At 67.4% G+C, this 23314-nt stretch carries 21 protein-coding genes; 14 read left to right on the forward strand and 7 right to left on the reverse strand.

Features of this window, described 5'->3' with window-relative positions; genetic code table 11:
* The first annotated feature begins 199 nt into the window (after positions 1 to 199).
* Both GKO32_RS23565 and GKO32_RS23570 read left to right on the forward strand, forming a co-directional pair.
* Complete coding sequence (locus GKO32_RS23565; RefSeq protein WP_154759072.1) at positions 200 to 1108, forward strand: aldose 1-epimerase family protein; 909 nt, start codon at positions 200 to 202, stop codon at positions 1106 to 1108.
* Positions 1109 to 1131: 23 nt separating this feature from the next.
* Positions 1132 to 2343 carry an amidohydrolase gene (locus GKO32_RS23570; RefSeq protein ID WP_154759073.1) on the forward strand — a complete coding sequence of 404 codons (1212 nt, stop codon included), beginning with the start codon at positions 1132 to 1134 and terminating at the stop codon, positions 2341 to 2343.
* Positions 2344 to 2349: 6 nt separating this feature from the next.
* Here the strand turns inward: GKO32_RS23570 and GKO32_RS23575 are convergent, their stop codons facing one another.
* Positions 2350 to 3873: an FAD-dependent monooxygenase gene (locus GKO32_RS23575; protein WP_312868434.1), complete on the reverse strand. Its 1524-nt coding sequence runs from the start codon at positions 3871 to 3873 to the stop codon at positions 2350 to 2352.
* Positions 3874 to 3923: 50 nt separating this feature from the next.
* Here GKO32_RS23575 and GKO32_RS23580 point away from each other — a divergent pair, with 50 nt between their 5' ends.
* From GKO32_RS23580 to GKO32_RS23590, 3 genes are all read left to right on the forward strand, one after another.
* Complete coding sequence (locus tag GKO32_RS23580) at positions 3924 to 4640, forward strand: TetR/AcrR family transcriptional regulator (RefSeq protein WP_312868435.1); 717 nt, start codon at positions 3924 to 3926, stop codon at positions 4638 to 4640.
* 84 nt (positions 4641 to 4724) lie between these two features.
* On the forward strand, positions 4725 to 5894 hold the full coding sequence (locus tag GKO32_RS23585) for a sensor histidine kinase (protein ID WP_154759074.1): 1170 nt from the start codon (positions 4725 to 4727) through the stop codon (positions 5892 to 5894).
* Positions 5891 to 6556, forward strand: coding sequence for a response regulator (locus GKO32_RS23590; RefSeq protein ID WP_154759075.1), 666 nt, complete (start codon positions 5891 to 5893; stop codon positions 6554 to 6556). Before GKO32_RS23585 ends, GKO32_RS23590 begins: the two co-directional genes overlap by 4 nt.
* Here GKO32_RS23590 and GKO32_RS23595 read toward each other — a convergent pair.
* The gene (locus tag GKO32_RS23595) at positions 6494 to 7009 is read right to left on the reverse strand and encodes an RDD family protein (protein WP_166459702.1); all 516 of its coding nucleotides are present in this window, start codon (positions 7007 to 7009) and stop codon (positions 6494 to 6496) included. The genes GKO32_RS23590 and GKO32_RS23595 overlap by 63 nt on opposite strands.
* A gap of 153 nt (positions 7010 to 7162) precedes the next feature.
* Here GKO32_RS23595 and GKO32_RS23600 point away from each other — a divergent pair, with 153 nt between their 5' ends.
* Positions 7163 to 8848, forward strand: coding sequence for an alpha/beta hydrolase (locus tag GKO32_RS23600; RefSeq protein ID WP_312868436.1), 1686 nt, complete (start codon positions 7163 to 7165; stop codon positions 8846 to 8848).
* Between the two features lie 7 nt (positions 8849 to 8855).
* Here the strand turns inward: GKO32_RS23600 and GKO32_RS23605 are convergent, their stop codons facing one another.
* Positions 8856 to 9992, reverse strand: a complete 1137-nt coding sequence (locus tag GKO32_RS23605) for an acyl-CoA dehydrogenase family protein (RefSeq protein WP_154759077.1) — start codon at positions 9990 to 9992, stop codon at positions 8856 to 8858.
* A gap of 73 nt (positions 9993 to 10065) precedes the next feature.
* On the opposite strand from GKO32_RS23605, the gene GKO32_RS23610 reads away from it, so the two are divergent.
* The 3 genes from GKO32_RS23610 (at position 10066) to GKO32_RS23620 (ending at position 13110) form a co-directional block, all read left to right on the forward strand.
* Positions 10066 to 10671, forward strand: coding sequence for a TetR/AcrR family transcriptional regulator (locus GKO32_RS23610; RefSeq protein ID WP_154759078.1), 606 nt, complete (start codon positions 10066 to 10068; stop codon positions 10669 to 10671).
* 9 nt (positions 10672 to 10680) lie between these two features.
* Entirely contained in the window at positions 10681 to 11601 is a 921-nt protein-coding gene (locus GKO32_RS23615) for a carbohydrate kinase family protein (RefSeq protein ID WP_312868437.1), read from the forward strand.
* 198 nt (positions 11602 to 11799) lie between these two features.
* The gene (locus GKO32_RS23620; RefSeq protein ID WP_154759079.1) at positions 11800 to 13110 is read left to right on the forward strand and encodes a citrate synthase; all 1311 of its coding nucleotides are present in this window, start codon (positions 11800 to 11802) and stop codon (positions 13108 to 13110) included.
* Positions 13111 to 13157: 47 nt separating this feature from the next.
* Here GKO32_RS23620 and GKO32_RS23625 read toward each other — a convergent pair whose 3' ends face one another.
* Both GKO32_RS23625 and GKO32_RS23630 read right to left on the reverse strand, forming a co-directional pair.
* Positions 13158 to 14165, reverse strand: a complete 1008-nt coding sequence (locus tag GKO32_RS23625; protein WP_154759080.1) for a terpene synthase family protein — start codon at positions 14163 to 14165, stop codon at positions 13158 to 13160.
* 171 nt (positions 14166 to 14336) lie between these two features.
* Entirely contained in the window at positions 14337 to 14939 is a 603-nt protein-coding gene (locus tag GKO32_RS23630) for a hypothetical protein (RefSeq protein WP_154759081.1), read from the reverse strand.
* Positions 14940 to 15007: 68 nt separating this feature from the next.
* Between GKO32_RS23630 and GKO32_RS23635 the strand changes: the two genes are divergently transcribed.
* The 5 genes from GKO32_RS23635 (at position 15008) to GKO32_RS23655 (ending at position 20395) form a co-directional block, all read left to right on the forward strand.
* On the forward strand, positions 15008 to 16465 hold the full coding sequence (locus GKO32_RS23635; RefSeq protein WP_154759082.1) for a pyruvate, phosphate dikinase: 1458 nt from the start codon (positions 15008 to 15010) through the stop codon (positions 16463 to 16465).
* Positions 16466 to 16628: 163 nt separating this feature from the next.
* Positions 16629 to 18974: a sensor histidine kinase gene (locus tag GKO32_RS23640; protein WP_166459703.1), complete on the forward strand. Its 2346-nt coding sequence runs from the start codon at positions 16629 to 16631 to the stop codon at positions 18972 to 18974.
* A gap of 17 nt (positions 18975 to 18991) precedes the next feature.
* Positions 18992 to 19432, forward strand: coding sequence for a roadblock/LC7 domain-containing protein (locus GKO32_RS23645; protein ID WP_154759084.1), 441 nt, complete (start codon positions 18992 to 18994; stop codon positions 19430 to 19432).
* Positions 19429 to 19803 carry a DUF742 domain-containing protein gene (locus GKO32_RS23650; protein WP_154759085.1) on the forward strand — a complete coding sequence of 125 codons (375 nt, stop codon included), beginning with the start codon at positions 19429 to 19431 and terminating at the stop codon, positions 19801 to 19803. The genes GKO32_RS23645 and GKO32_RS23650 overlap by 4 nt, the downstream gene beginning before the upstream one ends.
* A gap of 1 nt (position 19804) precedes the next feature.
* Positions 19805 to 20395 (forward strand): GTP-binding protein, encoded by a 591-nt coding sequence (locus tag GKO32_RS23655; protein ID WP_312868438.1) that lies wholly within the window; start codon positions 19805 to 19807, stop codon positions 20393 to 20395.
* A gap of 47 nt (positions 20396 to 20442) precedes the next feature.
* On the opposite strand, the gene GKO32_RS23660 is transcribed toward GKO32_RS23655, so the two are convergent.
* Both GKO32_RS23660 and GKO32_RS23665 read right to left on the reverse strand, forming a co-directional pair.
* Positions 20443 to 21462, reverse strand: a complete 1020-nt coding sequence (locus tag GKO32_RS23660) for a DUF7064 domain-containing protein (RefSeq protein WP_154759087.1) — start codon at positions 21460 to 21462, stop codon at positions 20443 to 20445.
* On the reverse strand, positions 21459 to 23078 hold the full coding sequence (locus tag GKO32_RS23665; RefSeq protein WP_154759088.1) for a PEP-utilizing enzyme: 1620 nt from the start codon (positions 23076 to 23078) through the stop codon (positions 21459 to 21461). Before GKO32_RS23665 ends, GKO32_RS23660 begins: the two co-directional genes overlap by 4 nt.
* Between the last annotated feature and the right edge of the window lie 236 nt (positions 23079 to 23314).

Raw genomic sequence — 23314 nt, forward strand, 5'->3', positions numbered from 1 at the left:
GCTTCGCGATGGACTTCGTCCACCCTTGACCCGGCGTGCGGACCGCTAAGGAGGCTTCGTGTTGGTCCGGGGGTGGGAGTGGGCGGTGGGTCCCATGGCCGGCTTTTCTTGCATGGCGGCGGTTTTCGGGGCGTGCGGGAGGGCGGCCACATGTGTGTGCCCCGGACATCGACCGGCCTACCGGCTACTGTTTCCCACTATGGCCAATCCTACGGGGCAGCAGTTCGAGATCGTCCGTGGTTCAGCTCGGGCGGTGGTCACTGAAGTCGGCGCCGGGTTGCGGGCCTTCTCGATCAATGGTGTTCCCTACCTCGAGACCTTCGACGCCGATGCCAAGCCGCCCAAGGGGGCGGGGCAGGTGTTGTTGCCGTGGCCCAACCGGACCAAGGGTGCGCAGTGGGTTTACCAAGGCCGCAAGCAACAACTCGAGGTTACCGAGCCGGCCAGGGGCAACGCGATCCATGGGCTGACCCGCCATCGCGAGTGGACACTCGTCGAGCATGCCGAATCGTCCATCACGTTCGAGATCGAAATCCCGGCCCGGCAAGGGTGGCCGGTGCCGTTGCACGCGCGCATCACCTACGTGCTCGCGCCGCGTGAGTTGACTGTGACGCATGAAATCCGCAACGAGGGCGAGTCGGCGATCGGGGTGGGCGTCGGCACGCACCCGTACTTCCGCATCGGCGACGTGCCGACCGACGACCTGACCCTTACGTTGCCGGCGACCCGGGTCCGAGCGCAAGACCCTGACGAACAAATGCCTTACCGGCCCGAACAAGACGTCGCCGGCACGGAGTACGACTTTCGCGCCGGCACGCTCGTCGGGCAAGTGGATCTTGACACCGCGTTCGGTGGGCTGACCCTGTCCGACGATGGTCTGCACCACCATGTGCTCTCCCACGGAGGCCAGAGTGTCGATGTGTGGACCGGCCCGGATTTCAAGTGGGTTCAGGTTTTCACGCCGCAGGACCTCGTCGGCCGTGGCCGGGCGATCGCGATCGAGCCGATGACCTGTCCCGCCGACGCGCTGAACTCCGGCACCGACCTGATCGCACTCGAGCCCGGCACCTCATGGTCCGGTAGCTGGGGCATTCGAGTCCACCTATGAGCCGTTCGTTAGCGTGTCGAGGCATGGTGAGCGCGATTGTGAGCGGGTACGTTGTGCCGGTCGACGGCGAGCCGATCGACGGCGGCACGGTCCTCATCGAGGACGGCAAGATCATCGCGGTCGGCACGGATGCCGACGTCGACATTCCCGAGGACGCCGAGCTGATCGATGCGACAGGCTCCTGGGTCCTCCCCGGCTTCGTCGACGCGCACGTCCACCTCGGCGTGCACGAGGAAGGCGAAGGCTGGTCGGGTAACGACACGAACGAGATGACCGACCCGAACGGCGCCCGCTTCCGCGCCCTCGACGGGATCGACCCGTTCGATGTCGGGTTCGACGACGCGCTCTCCGGCGGGGTGACCAGCGTCGTCGTCAAACCGGGCTCCGGCAACCCGATCGGCGGGCGGACCATCGGCGTGAAAACCTGGGGCCGCACCACGTTGGACATGGTGTTCGCCGAACAGGTCAGCGTGAAAAGCGCGCTCGGCGAGAACCCCAAGCGCATCTACGGCGAGAAAAAGCAAACCCCGTCAACGAGACTCGGCACCGCCGCGCTGATTCGCGAGGCGTTCACGGACGCCCGCAATTACGCGGCCCGGCGTGATCACGCGCTGGCCGAAGGTAAACCGTTCGACACGGACCTGACATTGGAGACGCTCGCCGAAGTACTCGACGGGCAGCTCTACTGGGACCAGCACACCCACCGCGCGGACGACATCGTGACCGCGATCCGGCTCGCCGAGGAGTTCGGCTACAAGCTGGTGGTCAACCACGGTACCGAGGGTCATCTCATCGCGGATGTGCTGGCGGACAAGGAAATTCCGGTGATCCTCGGTCCGCTGTTCACCACCAGGTCGAAGGTCGAACTGCGCAACCGCACACTGCGCTCGGCCGGCATCCTGGCCAGGGCGGGTGTGCGCATCGCGATCACCACCGATCATCCCGTCGTGCCGGTCAACTTCCTTGTCTACCAAGCGGCTCTGGCCGTCAAGGACGGCCTGGAACCCGACGCGGCGCTGCGCGCGCTGACCGTGAACCCGGCGAGCATGCTCAATTTGCAGGACCGGGTCGGTGCGCTGAAACCGGGTCTGGACGCGGATGTCGTGATCTGGTCCGGAGATCCGCTGGACGTGATGAACCGCGCCCTGCGTGTTTTCGTGCGCGGCCAGGAGGTCTATTACTTCGACGAGGCCAAGTGTGAAGGCGTGGTCGCGGAGCGTCGATACCGCGAGTGAGCCGGTTCAGCTCACCGGCTCGTGCTCGGGCGACGGTGACGGCGCGCCGGCCCATCGGTGCAGGGTCGCTTTCAGACCGGCGATGTCCGTCGCGTCTGTCGCCCACGCGACCACGCCGTCCGGGCGTACCAGCACCCCGGTCGGCGTCGCAGGGGCGTCGGTCACGCTGCTCACTCGCCCGGCCCAGCCCGTGGCGAGGCGCGTGAACGCGCCGTCCGGTGTGCGGTCGAGCAGCAGGAACCCGCCGCCGTGACCGTGGTCGGCCAACCGCGAGCCGTTGGCCAGCCACAGGTCCGGGGCGAACAGCCCGACCAGCGGATGGCCACCGGGCAGGTCGACACGTTGCGTGACACCGGCGATCTTCTTGACCGCGTACGTCGTGCCATCCCGGGTGTTCAGCAGATCGGCGACGATGGCCCGGAGCGCGGCCGATTTGGCGTCCCCGCGTAGCACCCCGATCTGCGCCCGCGTCCAGTCCATGACCCAGGCGCCGACGGGACGACGCTCGGTGTCGTAGGTGTCGAGCAGTCCATCGGCGGCCCACCCGGCGATCACGGCCCCGAGCTTCCAGCCGAGATTCATCGCATCGCCGACGCCGAGGTTGAGCCCCTGACCGCCGAACGGCGGGTGAACGTGCGCGGCGTCGCCGGCCAGGAACACCCGCCCCGACCGGTAGCGCGCGGCCTGGCGGGTGTTGTCGGTCCAGCGGGTCGGGGTGGCACGCAGCGCGGTCAGCGTCACGTCGGTGCCGGAGACCCGGCGCAGACTGGTCTGGACCTCCTCGAGGGTGACCGGCGCCGACCGGTCGGCGGGAGCGCCGAACTCCAGGGTGACCACCCGGCCCGGCTGTGGCCCGTAGCGGTAGGCCCCGCGGGGCGACCACGTCCAGCCGTCGGCGAGCTTCTCCGGGTCCTCGATGTCGACGACCGCTTGGTAGCCGGTGAGTTCCGGGTCGGTGCCGGGGAAGTCGATGCCCGTGAGGCGGCGCACGGCGCTGTGTCCGCCGTCGCACCCGATAAGCCATCCGGTGCGCGCCGTCCCGGCGGTGGTGCCGACGAGCACACTGTCCCCGCTGTCGTGGAGCGCGGTGACCTCCACACCGCGGCGCACCGGGACACCGAGCCGCGCGACGTGCTCGCCCAGCAGCGCCTCCAGCTGAGGCTGCGGCACCATCCGCGCGCCGTCGGCGGCGGCGTGCGTGGCGAGGTCGGGATCGGACCAGTCCACGAGATCGGGGTCGAGGCTCATGCCCGCGAAATGCCCGGTGAATCGGGTCGTGCGCCGCCCGCCGGCGAACGACCCGACCCGTTCGAGCACCGCACGCTGTATCTGTTCGGCGGCGGGCAGTAGGCCGCGCCGGTCGAGCGCCTCGGCCGTCGGCACGTTGATCGACTGCGCCTTCATCGCCGCATCCGGCTCGGCCCGTCGCTCGAATACCTGCACCTTCGCCCCGGCGAGCGCCAGCTCCGCGGCGAGTACGAGGCCCACCGGCCCGGCCCCGACGACCGTCACGTCCACGTCTTCGTTCACGAACACCGTTCTACTTACGAACAGTGTTCGTGTCAAGCTATGATGACAAGGTGAACCCGAGAGAGCGGCGTGCGGCGCGCCACCAGCCGCCGAACCCCGAGGGCGACCCGAAACCGCGGCGCCGCACGGCGCCGATCACGCCCGCGCGGGTCATCGACACCGCATTGGGCGTGATCGCCAAGGAGGGCTACGAGGCCTTGACCATGCGCCGGCTGGCCGCCGAGCTCGATACCGGACCGGCCTCGCTCTACGCCCACGTGGTCAACAAGGCCGACCTCGACGAGCTGCTCATCGGGCAGCTGTGCGCGGAGCTCGTACTGCCCGAGCCCGAGCCCGCGGCGTGGCGGGAGCAGATCCGCGACGTGTGCACCCAGTTGCGCGACCAGTACCTGAAATACCCCGGAATCTCCCGGGCCGCGCTCGCCATGGTCCCCACCGACCGCGAGATCGTGCGTGTCAGCGAAGGAATGCTGGGGATCCTGCTCGCCGGTGGTATCGCGCCGCAGACCGCCGCCTGGGCCATCGATGCGCTCATCCTGTACGTGGCCGCCTATTGCCTCGAGGCCTCGATCGCGCGCCGGCGAGCGGCCCATGACGACGTGGCCTGGGTCCTCGACCGCGACGAACTCCTACGCCGGTTCGCCGCGCTGCCCGCCGAGACCTTTCCCCACACCACCCGGCACGCCGTCGAACTCACCGCTGGCGAGGGCCACGACCGATTCGACTTCACCCTCGGCCTGATGATCGACGGCCTCGCGCACCGGTAGCGCCGGGCAACTCGTACCCACGGCCGACCCGGGTCGTCCTCCCACCCGAGGCACCCGGGCAGGGCGCCGGGCACGATCAAGGACATGACCGGCCGTATCCCATGGACAGGCCGCCGCGGGCCGCTCGTCGCCGAGGTGATCGCGCTCGGTGCGCTCGCCGCGCTCGACACCGTCCTGCTGCTGCGTTCCGGGCCGGCCACGGGCTGGCTCGCGACGATCGCGCTGGAGTTCGCGCCAGGACTCGGCCCTGTCGTCGCCGTGCTTGCCGTGCTGCGCCGGCGTTTTCCCGAGCACATCGCCGTGGTCGCGACCGCCGTGTCCGGACTTTCCTTGCTGGGCACGGGAATCACGGCCGCGATCGCCGCGCTGGGGCAGCGTCTCCCGCCGCAGCCCACCGGGTGTGAAGCACTCGCGATCAGCCTCGTCGTCGGCGCGAGCTGCCATCACCTTCGGCCACGGCCCGCGATCGGCCAGGCTGTGCTCGGCGGGCTCGCCGCGGCGAGCGCGCCGATCGTGCGTTACGGCGTCGGCTCGCCGCCGGCGCTGTTCGCCGCAGTCGCCGCGCTGGCCTGGGGTGTCGCGCTCGCGATCGGCCTCGTCCTGCGCGACGCCGATGCCCGCAACCGGGTGGAGATCGTGGAGGTGCGCACGGCGGAACGGCTCAACCTCGCCCGCGAGCTGCACGATCTGGTCGCCCACCAGATCACCGGCCTCGTGGTGCGCGTCCAGGCGGCCCGGCGGGTCGCCGAGCGTCAAGGCGGTGAAACCACGGCGTTCGCGGAGATCGAGGAGGCGGGCGCCGAGGCGCTGGCGTCCATGCGCAGGCTGGTCGGTACGTTGCGCACCGAGGGCGAGGACCTGTTCAGCCCACCGTCCGGGCTCACCGCGGCTGTGGACCGCGCCGTGCCCGACGACGGCAGCGTCACCCTCGACGCACCCGGCGATCTTGCCACGCTGACCGTCGCGCCCGAGGTGGTCACGACGGTCCATCGGCTCATCACCGAGTCACTCACCAACGCTCGCCGGCACGCCCCGCGCGCCACGCGCGTCCACGTGAGCGTGCGTCACGACGGCCGGGGCGAGCTGACGATCGAGATCGACAACGACGGCGCCGCGCGTGCCGCCGGTGCCGGCGGGTTCGGTTTGATCGGGATGGCCGAACGGGTCAGTGCGTTGGGCGGTACCGTTTCCGCGGGCCCGGAGCCGGGAGGGCGCTGGCGGGTCGCCGCGCGGCTGCCGCTCCGCGCGGGATGAGGAGAGAAACGGTGCCGCTGCGCGTACTGATCGCCGACGACCAGGCGATGGTCCGGACCGGCTTCCGGCTCATCCTGGAAGGCGAGCCGGAGATCGAGGTCGTCGGCGAAGCGGCGGACGGCGAGCAGGCCGTGCGCCTCGCGCGCGAGCTGCGTCCCGACGTGACACTGATGGACATCCGGATGCCCGGTGTCGACGGTTTGCAGGCCACGAAACTGCTGGCAGGCCCGGACGTTCCCGACCCGCTGCACGTCGTGATGGTCACGACGTTCGGGCTGGACGAGAACGTGCACGCCGCACTGCGCGCGGGCGCCTGCGGGTTCCTGCTCAAGGACGCGGGCGCGACACTGCTCATCGAGGCGGTCCATGCCGCCGCACAAGGGGAATCGCTGGTGTCGCCGGCCATCACCACGCGCCTGCTGAAACATTTCGTTGGCAGCGCACCGAAAAAGGTGTCCAAACCGGACAGTCCGTTGACACAGCGCGAAGTCGAGGTCGTCAAGGCGGTCGCGCGTGGCCGCACCAACGCCGAAATCTGCGAGGCGCTTGTGGTCTCACTGTCGACGGTCAAGACCCATCTCGCTGCGGCACAACGCAAACTACGTGCGCGAAACCGCACCGAGATCGCCATCTGGGCGTGGGAGAGCGGGCTCGTCCGCTGACTTCGGTACCCGCACCACGAGTGTCCGCGCGACGATGTCCCCGAGGCGCTGACGCCGCGGTGTGCTCAGTATCAGCACCACGCCGACCAGACCCCACGCGAACCCGTCCACCACCATCAGCACCGAACGCAGCACGAACATGCCCAGCGACGGGTGCTCGCCGTCGAGGGTGACCACGCGCAGCCGCAGCCAGCGCATCCCCGGGGTCTGCCCGCCGTGCCGGTACGGCCACCAGATCGCCAGCCACCAGACCAGGATGAAGTCCAGCGCGAGCATCGTGAAGAACACGACCTTCACGAACGTGACCAGCGCGAGCAGACCGCGCGGATGGAACACGATCACCACCGCCGCCGCGAGCACGACCAACGGCACCATGACGAGCAATCCGTCCAGTGCGGACTGAATGATCCGCCTGACCACCACGCCGCGTCCCGGCGGTGAAGGTGTGCTCATGCGGAACATCATCACAAGCGCGGCGGCACCTCGCAGCGTTGCGCTCGGGCGAAGGGCCGATCGGGCAACGAAAAATCGTACTCCAGGCCGATTGCCCCGCTTCAAGATCACGACAGACTCGACAGGTCCGGACCATCTACGAAGGGACCTGGAGTGCGAACAATCCGAGTTGCCGCGGCGACGGCCGCGGTGGCACTCGTCGCCGCCGCGGCACCCGCCTCCGCAGCCGACGATCCGCTCGCGCGTTACACGGGCCAGCAAGTGACCTGGGGCAGTTGCGCGTTCACTCCCGCGAAGGGCGCGAAACCCGCCGAGTGTGCGCAAATCACCGTGCCGCGCGACTGGGCGAACCCCGGTGCCGGCGTGGATCTCAAGGTGTCGATCAGCCGGGTCGCCGCCACGGGCAAGCGCGAGGGCGCGATCCTGGTCAACCCCGGCGGGCCGGGCGGGCAGGGCACGCCGCTGGCCGGGCAGGTTGCCGGGCTCCAGCCCTCGGTCAGCGAGCTGTACGACTTCGTCGGCATGGACCCGCGTGGCACGGGACAAGCCGGCGGGGACAACGGTTTCCAGTGCCAGGTACCGAACGGCCGCCTGCCCCAGGAGACCGATCTGGATGCGCGGGACCGGTCGGCGCACAGCATCGCCGAGCACCTGAAAACCCCGCGCGCGATCGCCGAAGCGTGCCAGAGCGACGCGATCGCGCCGTACCTCACGACATGGCAGACCGCGCACGACATGGACCTGATCCGGACGCTGCTCGGGGACGAAAAGCTGAATTATCTGGGCTATTCCTACGGAACCTGGCTCGGCGCGAAGTACGCGTCGCTGTTCCCGGGCCACGCGGGCAAGGTCGTCCTCGATTCCAGTGTGAACTTCCAGGGGCGGTTACAGGCCGATTTCGAGGCGTTCCCGGTGATCGACCAGCGCCAGTTCGACGACGTGTACGTGCCGTGGCTGTCGCGGCAGTTTCCCGGCCAGCTCGGTGCCACCCCGGCCGCGGTGAAGGCGGACTGGGAACGGATCCGCGGGTATTACAGTAGTCACGGCATTGCGCCCGACACCTTCGACCAGATCTTCGTCGGCAACGGAAGTGAACTGCGGTGGCTGTTGGGCGCGCTGGTGCTCGTGGCCGGTGACGCGGCGCTCGACGGGCAGCCGGCGCAGGTGCCGGCCGCGCTGCGGGGAAAGCTGGATGCCGAGTCACAGGCGGCGTTCGGTGTTCCGCTGGCGCAGTTGACGGCGGCGAAGGTCGCGGCAGAAACACCGGCACCGGACTACTCGCAGGCGCCGGGCACCCGGTACGCGGTCGCGTGTGGTGACCAGCCGACCCGGCCGGCGAGCTGGTACAAGTCGCTCAGTGACCGGCAGGGTCCGCAGTACCCCTTGTTCGGCTGGCTGTACGGGCTCAGCGAAACGTGCGGATTCTGGTCCGACGCGCCGCAGCACGAACTGCCGAACCTGCCCGCGTCCGTGAAGGCGAATGTTCTTGTGGTGCAAGGAGAATTCGATCCGCAGACGGGGTACGAGCAGGCGTCGGCCGCGGCACGCTCGGCCGGCGTGCCGCTCATCTCGGTGGACGACTCGCCCTTCCACGGCCAGTACGCCATTTCCGGGAACCCGTGCGTGGACGGGATGGTGAACACGTTCCTGACCAAGAACTCCCGCCCGGCGAGTGCGACCTGCCCCGGTGTCCCGCTGCCGAACGAGGACAAGGTGTATCCGGTCGCCGGCCCGGCCGGCCATGGCGGCGGGGTCGTGCCACGCGTGCTGGAGACGGCGAATTCCTTGCTGCGAAGCCAGGTTCAGGATCTGGTGAGCCGGGTGAACAGCGGGCGGTGAAGCGGACTCACCTGTTTTTCAATTCCCGTGCGATGACCATGCGCTGGATCTGGTTGGTGCCTTCGAAGATCTGCGGCACCTTCGCTTCGCGCAGATAACGCTCGACCGGGAAATCCCTGGTGTACCCCGCCCCGCCGAGCACCTGAACGGCATCGGTCGTCACCTTCATCGCGGCGTCGGTGGCGACCAGCTTCGCGACGGAGGCCTGCCGCCGGAACGACATTCCCCGGTCCCGGCGGCGGGCCGCGTCAAGATAGGTGGCACGAGCGGAATCCACCGCGGCGGCCATATCGGCAAGCAGGAATTCCAGGCCCTGGAATTCGATGATCGGCTTGCCGAACTGACTGCGGCCTTTCGCGTACTCGACGGCCTCGTCCAGCGCCGCCTGCGCCAGACCGACCGCACAGGCGGCGATCCCGAGCCGACCAGAGTCCAATGAGGACAGTGCGATGCGCAGGCCGGCACCTTCGGCGCCGATGAGACGATCCGCGTCGACCCGCGCGTCGGAGAAGATCAGCTGGCTGGTGGTCGAGCCGGTGAGTCCCATTTTCCGTTCCGGCGGACCGGCTTCCATGCCCGGTGTCGCGCGGTCGATGAGCAGGCACGACATCGCGTTGGGGCCCGTGCGCACCGTCGTCGTGTAGAAATCCGCCCGTCCACCATGTGTGATCCACGCCTTCGTCCCGTTGACGACATACTGATCACCGTCGAGGCGGGCGCGGGTGGACAGCGCACCGGCGTCGGAGCCGGCGTGTGGTTCCGACAGGGCGTACGCGCCCAGCAGGTCGCCTTCGAGCATCTCCGGGAGCCAGCGGTCGCGCTGCTCTTCCGTCCCGTGGTTGACGAGCGCGAAGCAGGACATCGTGTGCACCGACAACCCGACGCCGACCGACATCCACGCGGCGGCGATCTCTTCCAGCACCTGCAGGTACACCTCGTAGGGCAACTCGCCGCCGCCCCAGCGCTCCGGGTACGGCAGGCCGAGCAGCCCCGACTTGCCCAGCGTGCGGAACTGCTCGCGCGGGAACCGCTCGGTTTCCTCGTACGCCGCGGCGTGTGGTTTCAGTTCGTCGCGGGCGAGTTCGGTCGCCAGCGCGAGAAGGTCCGCCGACTCACGGTCGGGCAACAGTCGTTCGACCGGCATCCCAGCCTCCAGCAGGAGCGTACGCTAAATGGTACGTAATAATCAGCAACAGTACACAACATACGGTATCAGGATGGCAGATCGCGTCCCGTTGCGCGCCCCGGGCGGCCGCCGGCTCACCGCCCGGCAGCGAGTGCTGCTCACCGAGCTCGAGAAGCTGTTCCTCGTCGAGGGGTTCATCGACTTCACGCTCGACGACCTGGCCGCGAAGATGCACTGCTCGAAGTCGACGCTGTACGCACTGGCGCCGAGTAAGGAGCAGCTCGCGGTCCGCGTCGTCGCGCACTTCTTCCGCGGCGCGGCCGAGGAGATGGAAAAGCGCATCGCCGATCTCGACGACGCCCGCGCGATCATCGAGGCCTATCTCGCCGGGATCGCCCAGTACCTCAACCGCGCGTCCCCGGCGTTCATGCGCGATATCAACGACTTTCCGCCCGCGCGGGCAGCGTACGAGATGAACAGCAGGGCCGCTGCCGCGCACCTGCGCTCGTTCATCGCCCGCGGTGTCGAGGACGGTGTGTTCCGGGACGTGCACGCGACGCTCATCGCGGAGATGGCGGGTGTACTCGTGGAAAGCATCCAGAGCGGTGTGGTGGGTTCGCGGGCCGGTGTGTCCGACGCGGAGGCCTTCACAGCGTTGGCAGAACTTCTCCTCGGGGGCCTGGCCGCGCCGCAGTAGTCTCCCAGAGTGATCGTCGTAGCTGGTGAGGCACTGGTCGACCTGGTGCCCGGCAATTCCACAATGGACAATGGGCTGAGGCCGCTGGTGCCGAGGCTCGGCGGCGGGCCCTACAACGTGGCGCTCGCGGCGGGCAGACTCGGCGTCCCGGCGGCGTTCCTCTCGCGCGTTTCGACCGACCGGTTCGGCGTCGCACTCCGCGAACGCCTCGCCGCGTCGAATGTCGACATGTCGCTCCTGCAGGCCGGCCCGGAACCCACCACGCTCGCCGTGGTGGCGCTCGACGCGCACGGCTCGGCCAGCTACACCTTCTACACCGAGGGCACCGCCGACCGGCTGGTCGCCGACCCCGGCCCGCTGCCGGAGAACGTGACCACCCTGTGTCTTGGCACGCTCGGCATGATCCTCGAGCCCGGCGCCACGACGTACGAGACGATCCTGCGCCGCGAGTCCGCCCGCGGCGTGCTCACCGCGCTCGACCCGAACATCCGCGCCGACCTCATCGCCGACCCGGCGGCCTACCGCGCGCGCTTCCGCTCGTGGCTGCCCGACGTCCGGTTGCTGAAACTGTCCGATGACGACGCCGCGTGGCTGGCCGACGGCGCAGATCCGGCAACGGCCGCGAAAAGCTGGCTCGATGCCGGAGTGGACGCCGTCGTGCTCACTCAGGGTGCCGACGGAATCGCGGTACACACGACTTCCGCGGAGGTTTTCGTGCCGTCTGCACCCGCACGACTGGTCGACACGATCGGCGCCGGGGACACCGTCCAAGGAGCACTTCTCGCGTGGCTGCACCAGCGGGATGTGCGCATGATCACGGAGCTGGACACGGCGGGCTGGCGTGCGGCGCTGGGCTACGCGGCCCGTGCGGCGGCGATCACCGTGTCCCGCAGCGGAGCGGAACCACCGACGGCCGCGGAAATGGTGTGAAACTGATCCCAACGGTTTGCTGTGGGTAACACAATGAGTGCGCGAAGCGTGGTTGTTCGACTAGCGTGAGAGGTGAATTCATACCCCAGCGGGGCGGTGTGCGGCGAGACCCGAAATGACGCGGTCACGTGCGAACAAATGGCCGCCTGTGCGATCTGCAGGCGCCCGCCGGCCCGTGTGACCGTGAGAGGGACTTGTATGTCCGACGCGACTGCGGCGCCCGGCGGCAGCACGGTATCGCTGCGCCTGCCGACCGGCGAGCACGAATTTAAGGTGGTCAACGCCGTCGAGGGCGCTCCCGGTATCGAACTGGGCAAGCTGCTGGCGTCGACGGGGTACATCACCTACGACCCGGGTTTTGTCAACACCGGTTCCACATCTTCCGCGATCACGTATATCGACGGTGACGCCGGCATTCTGCGCTACCGCGGCTACCCGATCGAGCAGCTGGCCCAGAACTCGACGTTCATCGAGGTCTCCTATCTTCTGATTTACGGTGAGCTGCCGACGCCGAGCCAGCTCGAGGACTTCACGCAGAAGATCAACCGCCACACGTTGCTGCACGAGGACCTCAAACGGTTCTTCGACGGCTTCCCGCGTGACGCGCACCCGATGCCGGTGCTCTCCAGCGCGGTGTCCGCACTGTCCACCTTCTACCAGGACGCGCTCAACCCGTTCGACGAACCCAATGTCGAGCTCTCCACCGTCCGGCTGCTGGCCAAGGTGCCGACGCTGGCCGCGTACGCGTACAAGAAGTCGATCGGCCAGCCGTTCCTGTACCCGGACAACTCGCTGGGCCTGGTCGAGAACTTCCTGCGGATGACGTTCGGCCTGCCCGCCGAGCCGTACGAGATCGATCCGGACGTCGCCAAGGCGCTCGACCTGCTGTTCATCCTGCACGCCGACCACGAGCAGAACTGTTCGACCTCGACGGTGCGGCTCGTCGGCTCGTCGGAGGCGAACCTGTTCGCCAGCATCTCGGCCGGCATCATGGCGCTGTTCGGCCCGCTGCACGGCGGCGCGAACAGCGCGGTGCTCGAGATGCTGCAGGGCATCAAGGCCGACGGCGGTGACGTGGCGCATTTCGTCAACCGCGTGAAGAACAAGGAGAAGGGTGTCCGCCTGATGGGCTTCGGGCACCGGGTCTACAAGAACTACGACCCGCGCGCGAAGATCATCAAGACCACGGCCGACCAGATCCTCGCCAAGATCGGGGTCAGCGACCAGCTGCTCGACATCGCGAAGGAGCTCGAGGAGACCGCGCTTTCCGATGACTACTTCATCGAGCGCAAGCTGTACCCGAACGTCGATTTCTACACCGGCTTGATCTACCGGGCCCTCGGCTTCCCGACGAAGTTCTTCACCGTGCTGTTCGCGCTCGGCCGGCTGCCCGGCTGGATCGCGCACTGGCGCGAGATGATCCAGGACCCGCAGACCAAGATCGGCCGCCCGCGCCAGATCTACACCGGCGAGAAGGCACGCGACTACGTCGCCATCTCGGAGCGCTGAAACTGTTCCACGGGGCGCCTTTCCTTCGGGAAAGGCGCCCTTCTGCGTCATGGCTGCGGCACCGTCCGTTCGTAGCGTGCTGTGGTGGCCATCCACTCGAGAAGGCCGGACGCGGTGGTGCGTACGCCTTCGGCGTATCGGCTCGCCGGGTCGGGCAGAGCATCCGCGGCGTCGCACAGGAAGTTCAGGGTCGCGAGCTCGGCGTTGATCAAGTCCACGAGCCGCGCCGCGGCTTCGTGCTCGGACAGACCGCCGTGCGTCGTCAGCACGACCATCAGGTTGGAACCGTTGCCGTGATCGGCTTCTCGCGGATAGGCGAACAGATCGTTGGCCCACGCGATGGAGTGGTTGAGCCGCAGCGACAGGTCGATGATCTCCGACCGGGTGGCCAGCTCCTCCGGTAGCCAGGCCTGGTTCGCCATTTCGATGAGGGCCGCGGCGTAGAACATTCCCCCGCCGTCGTTGCGGGAGGCCAGGTACTGCGCGGTCGTCGGCACCGAACGCGCCGACCGGTGCGCCCGGTCGTCGGCGGTCGTTTTCAAGTAGGCGAGGTAGGTCTGGGCGGCCCGGTCCATCCAGAAGTCCAGCGCGACCGCCCTCGCCTCTGTCCACAATGTCCGCAGTACCGCGGCCAGCGGTTCGCCGGCCACGTCCGCCGCGGTGGCCGTGCCGGTGAGGACCTCGCCGATGAGACCGCTGACGTGGTCCGCGCGGTCATCCTGGTCGGCGCCCCAGATCTCGTCGAGGAAATCGTCCATGCACCACATGTGCGTGAGAAGACGGTTCGCCAGCCAGAGCCCGGAGTACTCGGCGTCCGGCCACATCCGGGCGTGGACTTCGGCGTACCGGTGGCTCAGAAACCGTCTGGTGAGCCGATCGGCGTCGGGATGCTGTGAGAACAGGCGTTGTTCCCGGATCCACAGTTCCGTGTCGACGGTGAGCCGGTGCAGGTTCGGGTTCACGCGGGCGGGAAAGGGACAGGAGATCACCAGGTTCGAATCCGGGCCCGGCTGCTGGGGCCAGTGCAGCGCGGGTGTCGAATAGTGTGCCGCCACAGGGGTATCTCCGTCCGACGCCGGGGCAGCCGTCACGGTGCCCGGTGGTTTTCGCGAAGGTGCCCCGAATACATCGCTGGGGCCGCGGGGTTTCGCACTGCCGACAGTGGAGGTGCGCACGGAACCATAGCGTCAATCCGCGAAAGTGATCAACCATCCAGCACCGAGTGTCTATTGTGGACTGCCCGACTCTTCATTGCTGCGCGACCGACCGAGCGTGATCAGGAAGCATTCGTGGCACTCGAACCAGATGTTGTGGTAAGAGTCGACGAGGACTCCGGTGAGATAACCTTCGACGCCGGACTCGAACTTGGTCCGCGCGCGGGCGAAGCGTGCACCATAGTCGGCGAAATGGTCGGCGAGTGGGCGGATTTCGGCCAGAATGCGCTGGATTCGGTCGTCGATCGGCCCCAGCCGATCGCTGAACTCCGCTGCTCCATTCGTGGCCGGGTCCCGGGTTTGCCAGTCCGTGCACAACTTTTTCAGCTCGCCATTGAGCTCGCGGAACACTTCGTACCGGGTGGAAATCACCGCCTTGCCGTCCGCAGAGGTCTGGTCCACCCGCCGCTGGGCGTACCGCACGCCGTCCTCCGTGATCGCCCAGCCCAACCGCGGTTTGCCGCTGTCCTGGATGTAGCCCAGTGCCTCGGCGTCCCGCAGTGCGGCGAAGATCCGTTCCGTGGGCACGTCGAGTGCCTCGGCGAGCTGGGTGGTGGTGGCGCGGTGCTTGATCAGCAGCACGTGCATCATCCGCTCGCCGACAACTGCGGGCATCCGCGGTTCCTCCTCGATAACTTTCTTGTGGTACCAGAGAATCCGACCGCGATGGACAGGAGAAGACCATGAGCACGATGCCGGCCGGGGCGCCGAGAGTACTCATCCTTGACGGCCACCCGGAACCGTCCCCGGCGCTGGTCGGGGGAAAGGCCGCTGGTATCGCGCGGATGACCGCGTCCGGGCTGCCGGTCCCACCGGCATTCGTGCTGACCACCGAGGTGTGCCGGGAATTCCTGGCACATGGCGAGCGCGTAGTGGACTCCCTGGCGGACGAGATTTCCGGTGGTATGGCGTTTCTGGCGCGACGCACCGGGCGGACGTTCGGCTCGTCCGAATCGCCGCTGCTGGTTTCGGTGCGCAGCGGCGCGGCCACCAGCATGCCCGGCATGATGGACACGGTCCTGAATCTCGGCGTGAACCAGGGCGTGCTGAAAGCGCTTTCCGCAGGCCACGGTGCAGACTACGCCGACGATATCCGTGCACGCTTCGAACGGGGCTTTCGGGAGATCGTCGAGGTCGACGACATCCCGGTCGACCCGTGGGCGCAACTGCGCCTGGCCATCGCGGCGGTCTTCCGGTCATGGCTCTCACCGCGTGCCGTGGCCTATCGCCGGCGGCATGGCTTGGACGACGCCGCGGGTACCGCCGTCACCGTGCAGGCCATGGTTTTCGGCAATGCCGACGCCGAGTCCGGTACCGGTGTGCTCTTCACCCGCGACCCTGCCACCGGTACCGCGGAGCCGTTCGGTGAATGGCTGGCCGGCGCGCAGGGCGAGGACGTGGTCTCCGGCGTCAGAGCGCCGCTCCCGCTGTCCGCGCTCGCCGAGCTGTTACCGCAGGTCCACGCACAATTGCTCGATTACGGGCGCCGCCTGGAAAAGCAACACCGGGACGTGCAGGACATCGAATTCACCGTCCAAAGTGGACATCTCTGGCTGTTGCAGACCCGGTCGGCGAAGCGATCGCCACTCGCCGCGGTCCGGTTCGCCGTCGCGCTGGTACGGGAAGGCCTGATCAGCCCCCACGAAGCGGCCGGCAGGGTGACTCCGGACCAGGTCCGCGCGAGCCGGCGGCCAGGCCTTGATCCGGTCGCTCGCCGCGCCGCGCCGCTGCTCGCCCGGGGACTTCCGGTCTGTCCCGGCGCTGGTTCGGGAGTCGTCGTGACCGACCCTGACGAGGCCGAAAGCCGGGCCGAGCGCGAGCCGGTGGTACTCGCGCGGCCCACCACGAGCCCGCACGATCTGCCCGGAATGATCGCGGCGACGGCGATCGTGACCGAGGTCGGTGGCGCGACTTCGCATGCCGCGCTGGTCAGCCGCGAGCTCGGGGTGCCCTGTGTGGTCGGTTGCGGTGAAGGGAGCCTGGCCGGTTTGGCGGGCGAAGTCGTCACGGTGTGCGGGGAAACCGGTGAGGTGCGCAAAGGCGCGGTGCCTGTCGCCGAGATCTCCGCGGCGGCCGGCGAAGACCTGCGTCTTCTCGCTGAGTGGTCAGCGGACTCGGCCCTTTCGGGCACCGAACAATAGCTGAACAATGGTTGATAAAGAAACCATGCGGCGAACCTAGGTCGCGGGAACATGGGGCAGCAGTTGGCTTTTTGTCACTGCCGTTGCTGCGGATGCCCCCTCTTCCGCAACCAAACGACGTATGGTTTTATGGGCCCCCGTTGGTTCAGAACAGGGTGGCAACTTGCGCGCATCAATCGCGGTGGAATCCGGGAAGACGTGGCGAAGACTGCTACGGCTCGGCACCACCCCCAGTATCAGGACCCGGCTGCTCGCGATCGTGCTGATCCCGAGTGCCGCGCTGCTGATCACCGGTACTTCGGTGGCCGGTTACCTGATTTCCCAAGGGGTTTCGGCACGGAACTTCTCAGACTACCTCGGGCAGGCGATCGACCCGCTGGTCAGTTTCGAATCTGTCGTGCAGCAGGAGCGGACCGTCAGCCTCCGTGCGCTCGGTGGTGACCAGGCGGCGCTCGCGAACCTGCAGGCGCAACGGAACCAGACCAATCTGGTGCTCAGCCAGATCACCGGACTGGCCGCGGTGGTGCAGAACCTCAACCCGGACGCGGTGTCGAAGTCCAATGCGGCTTTCGCCGAGCTCGGCGCGAAAATGCCGGTGATCCGGCAGGGCGTCGACACCCGCGGGGTCAACGCGGCCGATGTGGACGGTTTCTACACGAAACTCGCCGGAGTCGTCATCACCGGTCTGGAAGGCAGTGCACGCACGACTCCGGACCCGGGCACGGCGGCGGAGGAAATCACCGCGACCGACCTGTTCTGGGTGACCGACTTGCATTCGCGCGCCGCGGGCATCGCCGCGGGCGCCGCCGCACGCGGGGTGTTGAGTCAACCGGACCGGCAGAACGTCACGCAACTGGCCGGCGGCTACCGCAACCAGCTCAACGCGCTGACCTCGCGGCTGACCGACACCGAGCGAGCTCGCTACGACCGGCTGGTTTCCAGCCCCGCTTGGCAGAACGCCACGTCCGTCGAGGACAACCTGGCTGCCCGCGGCACGTTGTCGATGCCGGCCGGCGACTGGCTCGCCGCCGAAGATCAGGTGTCCAGTGAACTGCTCGGACTGTGGGGCGACCATTTCCGGTACGCCGAAAACCTGGCCGTGGATGCCGCGAACACGACGCTGACGCAGTCCATCGTGGTCGGTTCCCTCGTGCTCGCCCTCGCCATCGCCGTCTTCATCATCGCGGTCCGGATGACGAACGCGGTCGTCCGCCGGTTGCAGCGATTGCGGTCCGACACCCTCGAACTGGCGACCGAGAAAATGCCGGTGCTGGTCAAACGGATCGCTGACGGCGAGCAGGTCGTGGACATCGAAGCGGAAATCGCCATGCGCGATCACGGTGTCGACGAAATCGGCCAGGTGGCCGACGCATTCGAAACCGCGAAACGCACTGCGTTCGCGGCAGCGGCCGCCGAAGCGAGGACCCGGGGCGGGTTCAACAAGGTCTTCCTGGACATCGCGCACCGAAGCCAGCTCGTGGTGCACCGGCAATTGGAGGTGCTCGATGTCGCGGAAGCGAAACAGAGCGATCCGGAACACCTCGAGCTGCTCTTCCAACTCGACCACCTGGCCACGCACGCGCGACGCAACGCGGAGAACCTCGTGATTCTCGGTGGTGGTCAGCCGGGGCGGAAATGGCGGCGGCCGGTGCCGCTGGAAGACATCGTGCGCAGCGCGATTTCGGAGACCGAGCATTTCGCGCGGGTGAGCGCGGTGCGACTGCCCAATGTGGAGCTGCTCGGCGGCGTCGTCGCCGACCTCATTCACCTGCTGGCCGAACTCGTCGACAACGCGACCAACTTTTCGCCGCCCGACGCGCCGGTTTCGGTGCGCGGCAACCTGGTCGGCAAGGGTGTGGTGGTCGAGGTCGAGGACCAAGGCCTGGGCCTGGTACTCGAAGAACGCGAACGGCTGAACGAGACTCTGCGCAACCCACCGGACTTCCAGGAGATGGCGCTCAGCGGACAGCGGCATCTGGGGCTGTTCGTGATCGGCCAGCTCGCGCAGCGGCACGGCATTTCCGTCAGCCTGCTGGAATCCGCTTACGGTGGCATCAAAGCGGTTGTGCTCATCCCGACCACGGTCATCGACACCGAGCCCGAGCCCGAGCAGAAGGACACCACGACGCGGGAAAACCCGGAAAGCAGCGCGAGCTTCCTGCCCCGGCCCGCACGCGACCCGATCCCGAGGATGCCCGTCAAAGAACAAAACGAGCCGCGCCATTGGCCGACCGAGGACACCGGCACGCCGTGGTCGCCGTTCGAGGACACCTCGCCGCCACACCAGATTCCCGTCGTCGAAGCCAAACCGGCGCCCTCCCGTAAACGTGCGCCGCTGCCTCGCCGTCAACGCCAGGCCCACCTCGCACCACAGCTCCAACTGGACAACCAGGCGGCCGAGAAGGGCGGCGGGCGGCGGTTGCGCAGCCCGGACGAGGCGCGCAGCTCGATGTCCTCCTTCCAACGGGGATCGCGTCAGGGACGCTCCTCGGGAAAGCACACCCGATGAACACGAATGGTCAGGCAATGAACGAAGACGCGGCAGTCAGGACAACCGGGAGCACGCTGAACTGGTTGCTCGACGACCTGGTGAAAAGGCTTGCGGGAGCAGAAAAAGCGATCGTCCTGTCCGCCGATGGTTTGCTGATGGGCCGTTCCGCGTCGGTGGACCGCGACGACGCGGAGCACCTGGCCGCGATGGCGTCGGCATTCCGGAGCCTTTCCCGCGGGGTCAGCTCGCAGTTCGACAAGGGCCTGGTGCACCAGACGGTCGTCGAACTCGAACACGGTTATCTCGTGGTGACCGAGGCCGGTGACGGTGCCTGCCTCGCGCTGCTCGCCTCCATCGAAGCCGATCTCGGCATGGTGGCGTACGAAATGAACGTGATCGTCAAGCAGGTGGGCGACAACCTGGCGGTCCATCCGCGTTCGTCGGCCGCTGACCTGCGAGTCCCGCACGTGCCATGAGCCCCGCCCCGGACCCCGGCTACGACGACGACCCCGGACCATTGGTCCGCCCGTTCGCGGTGACCAGGGGACGCGCCGGGAAGAACCTGACTGATCTCGACATCATCACCCTGGTCGTGGCGGTCCGTCCGGCGGCGGACGTCGCCACGCTGGACCGCGAATACGGAGAAATACTGCGCATGTGTCAAGGCCGGCCACTGTCGATCGCCGAAATCTCGGCCAAGATGAACCTGTTGCTGGTCGCGGTCAAGGTGCTCGTCAGCGATCTGATCAACTCGGGACATCTCATCTTCCGGTCACCGGCCCCGACCGCGGGCAGGCCCGACATCAAACTTCTGCAGGCGGTGCTCGATGGCGTACGGAAACTTTGAGGTGGCAGGCTCACCGGAGCTGCACGGCGTGCAGGCGGTCAAGCTGCTCATCGCGGGCGGTTTCGGGGTCGGCAAGACGACCCTGGTTTCGGCGGTCAGTGAGATTCCGCCGTTGCGCACCGAAGAGCGGCTGTCCGCGATCAGCGCGAGCGTGGACGACCTGGCCGGGGTCGAAGGAAAGACCACAACCACGGTGGCACTGGACTTCGGTCGTATCACCATCAACCCGGAGGTCGTGCTCTACCTGTTCGGCACGCCGGGTCAGGACCGGTTCTGGTTCATGTGGAAGGAACTTTCCGTCGGTGCGCTGGGCGCGGTCGTGCTCGCCGACACCCGCAGGCTCGAGGCCTGCTTCCCGGCGGTGGACTTCTTCGAATCTCGGGAAATCCCGTTCATCGTCGCGGTGAACTGTTTCGACGGCGCCGAAATCTACGAAGAGGACGAGGTGCGCGCCTCGCTGGACGTCGGAAACCACGTGCCGATCCAGTTCTGCGATGTGCGTGATCACACCTCCAGTAAGCGCGTTCTGGTGCGGCTCCTGGAGTACGTCATGGCGGTCGCCATGGAGGGCATGGTCGCCAGTACCCGGTGAGCCGGAAGTGGCCGGGGATCGCGCGGGATCCCCGGCCACTCGTCTTTTCACGGGTTTTCGAGTGCGTGCACGAAATCGGTCCAAGCCCCGATCTGTGAGTCACCCCAACCGGTCCGGCCTTCGTGTTCCCAGCGCGCCAGGCTGATTCCGAAGAACGCGTTCGACCACGCGCTCCAGTTGTTCGATGCGGTCACGATTCCGGTGAACTCGTACTCCCGGCCGGTCGAGTCGGTCAACCGAACCTCGTGTCGCAGTGGGTACTTGGTGTCCGGATTCCACTGTGTACGGACGGAAGCCCTTGCCACGGCGCGTAGTTCGCCGTCGGCCCAGACCCACCCACGGTTCATCGTCTCGGCGAGCGTGTCGTCGACCGGATAGATGTCGCGCCAGATCGGGCCTGCGCTTGCGTGCTCCACGCCGGTCATGTGGAAGGCGAAGTCGTCCCCGAACACGCCGGTGAGCCAGTGCACCGGCGGCAGTCCACGCGGGTCTTCCGTGCGGTTCTCACCCCATGACCGGTCGCGGACCGTGTAGCCGTTGACGTCATAGGCGTGGCCTCGCAACAGGAGTTTGCCTTCCGTGCGCATCGCCTGGTCCAGATGCAGGCCGCTGGCGGTGACCGCCGGTGGCATGATCGCGGTCAGTATGACGTCGAAAGCGTTGTCCCGTAAGGGATCTTTGTAGCTGATGTGGAATTTTTCCAGCGGCCGCAGGCACCGGACGCGGTAGCCGCTGGGCATCCGCAGGTCGGTGAAATCACCATCGTCGAACGGGGTGAAATCCTGGTACTGCCGCATGTCGAACAGTTCACTGGCCAGCGCCGTCGACTTGACCCCCTGCCACGCCCAGACGCCTCCGGTGAGTGTCCGGAGGCTGGGATGGGCCCAGGCATAACAGAGAGCCTGAACATTCGCCTCGGGCACGTTGAAACCGAGGAACTGCGTTTCGGTGAGCGCCGGATCGGTCAGGTCGCGGTTCAGGTCCCGGTGCAGCAGTTCGTCGTCGGCCGTGCAGCTGCCGAATCCGGGTGCCTGCGCGTTCATGAAGAACGACGTGTTGCTGCTCATGACGCTCCCGCAAGGACTTCGACGATCCCGCGGGTGCCGTCGACACGGATCAACTGGCCGTCCTGGAGCCGCGAACTGCCGTCCTCCGTGCCGCACACACACGGCAAACCGAGCTCACGCGCGACGATGGGGCCGTGGCTCAGCATGCCGCCGAAATCGGTGACCACCGCTCCCGCCACCAGGAACAAGGAAACCCAGCTGGGATCGGTGGTTTCACAGACGAGGACATCGCCTTCGTCGAACCGCGCGGTGGCGGGGTCACGCACGATCCTCGCGCGTCCTTCCACGACACCACCGCTGGCGGCCACCCCCGTGATCGTCGTGCCCACCGGTGCGCTCACCGTGGCGTCACCCGTGACTTGGATCAACTCCGGCACGCCGGACCAGGCTTGGGGAAGCCGGAAACGGAGCCGCTCCTCGTACTGGGCCCGGCGTTGTTTCACCAGTACCCGCCGGTCGATTCCGTCGTCGGACAGCAGTTCGTCGTAGGTGAGATGGAAGACGTCGGCCGCGTCGTCGAGCAGGCCACGCTCGACCAGGTGCGCGCCCGCGCGGCGGGCGGCGGCCTTCGCGACGTCGAAAGCGAGCAGGTAGCCGGCCTTTCCCTGTTCCCGCAACGCGACGAACCGGGCCGCGAGGTTGACCATCGGGCCGACGAGGGGCCGGTTGAGCGGGGAAACCGCTTTCTTCAGCTGATCGGCGGCTTCCTGGCGGATGCGGGCCTGCTCCTCGTTGCGAGCCCGCGGGGCCCTGGGGTCACCGTCCGGAATCGCGCGATAGTCCTTGAGCCAGGCCAAAACCGGCGCCGGGTCTTCGCGCCAGGACACACTGTGGAGCTGGCCCTCTTCGGGGCCGTGATACCCGTGACGGTCCAAAAAGGACGGAAGGTCGATTTTGTCGTGCGCGAGCAGCCAAAGGTCTTGCGCTACCTCGTTTTCGTCGGACCCCACGCCGGAGAGCAACCGGGCTTCGAGCCCCGTGAGACCGGCCGCGCCCACCATGGCCGTGATCCGGTCCGCGACGCCGGAAGTGACGAAGGTGACCAGCAGATGCAGGATCATGATCTGCTCGAAGCGCTCACGCGCGTCCCGTAGCGTGGCGATGTTTGCCGCCAGATCCTGATCGGGCACCGACGGCAGCGTGTCCAGCCGCCATTGCCGCAGCTGGGCGAACAGGCGGTCGTGCCGTTTGGACACCGTGAACACCGCGCGAGGTGCCTTGACTGCGATGATCGGGTAGCGGCGCATCGAGTTGTCGTCGACGGTGCCTTCCCGGACGTAGCCGAAGAGCTGCTTTTCCACCGCGGTGGCCGAGGTTCCCGGCATGAGGCCGGCGACCTTGCGGAACTGCTCGATGTTCGCGGCCGCGCGGCCCGCGAAGGCGGTCCAGAACTGGTCCTCGATGTGCTCAGGCACGGTCAGCTGTTCGCGGCCGAACACCCCGAGGCCGCGGAACATCTTGCGGAAGGCGAGCTCCATCGGCTGATGGATGAAGGTGAAGCCGAGCGCCGTCGATACGCCGGGGAAGGCTTCGGCGACGTTACCGGTGGTCCAGGGCACGCCGGCGGCACAGACTTCGTTGTCGAGCGGGTCCAGTCCTGGGGACAGGGAGGGCATGAGCAGCTCCGGATCGTGCGATTCGGGGTGTCGGGGGGAGACGACACCAATCGATGTTTGGTTTTTTTGGGCGCGACGCCGGGCCCATGGAGCCCGGATAATAGCCCTGTTTGCAGCGCCAAGGTAAGAGGGTGCGCGAGCATTCTTGTGCGCATAAACCTGACAGTGAATGGTTAGCGGGTGATCCCGTTACCAAGCCGACCGAAAGTAGGCGGACAGGGGGCCGCAGCCGGCGC

Source organism: Amycolatopsis pithecellobii, assembly GCF_009707865.1.
Lineage (GTDB): Bacteria > Actinomycetota > Actinomycetes > Mycobacteriales > Pseudonocardiaceae > Amycolatopsis_E > Amycolatopsis_E pithecellobii.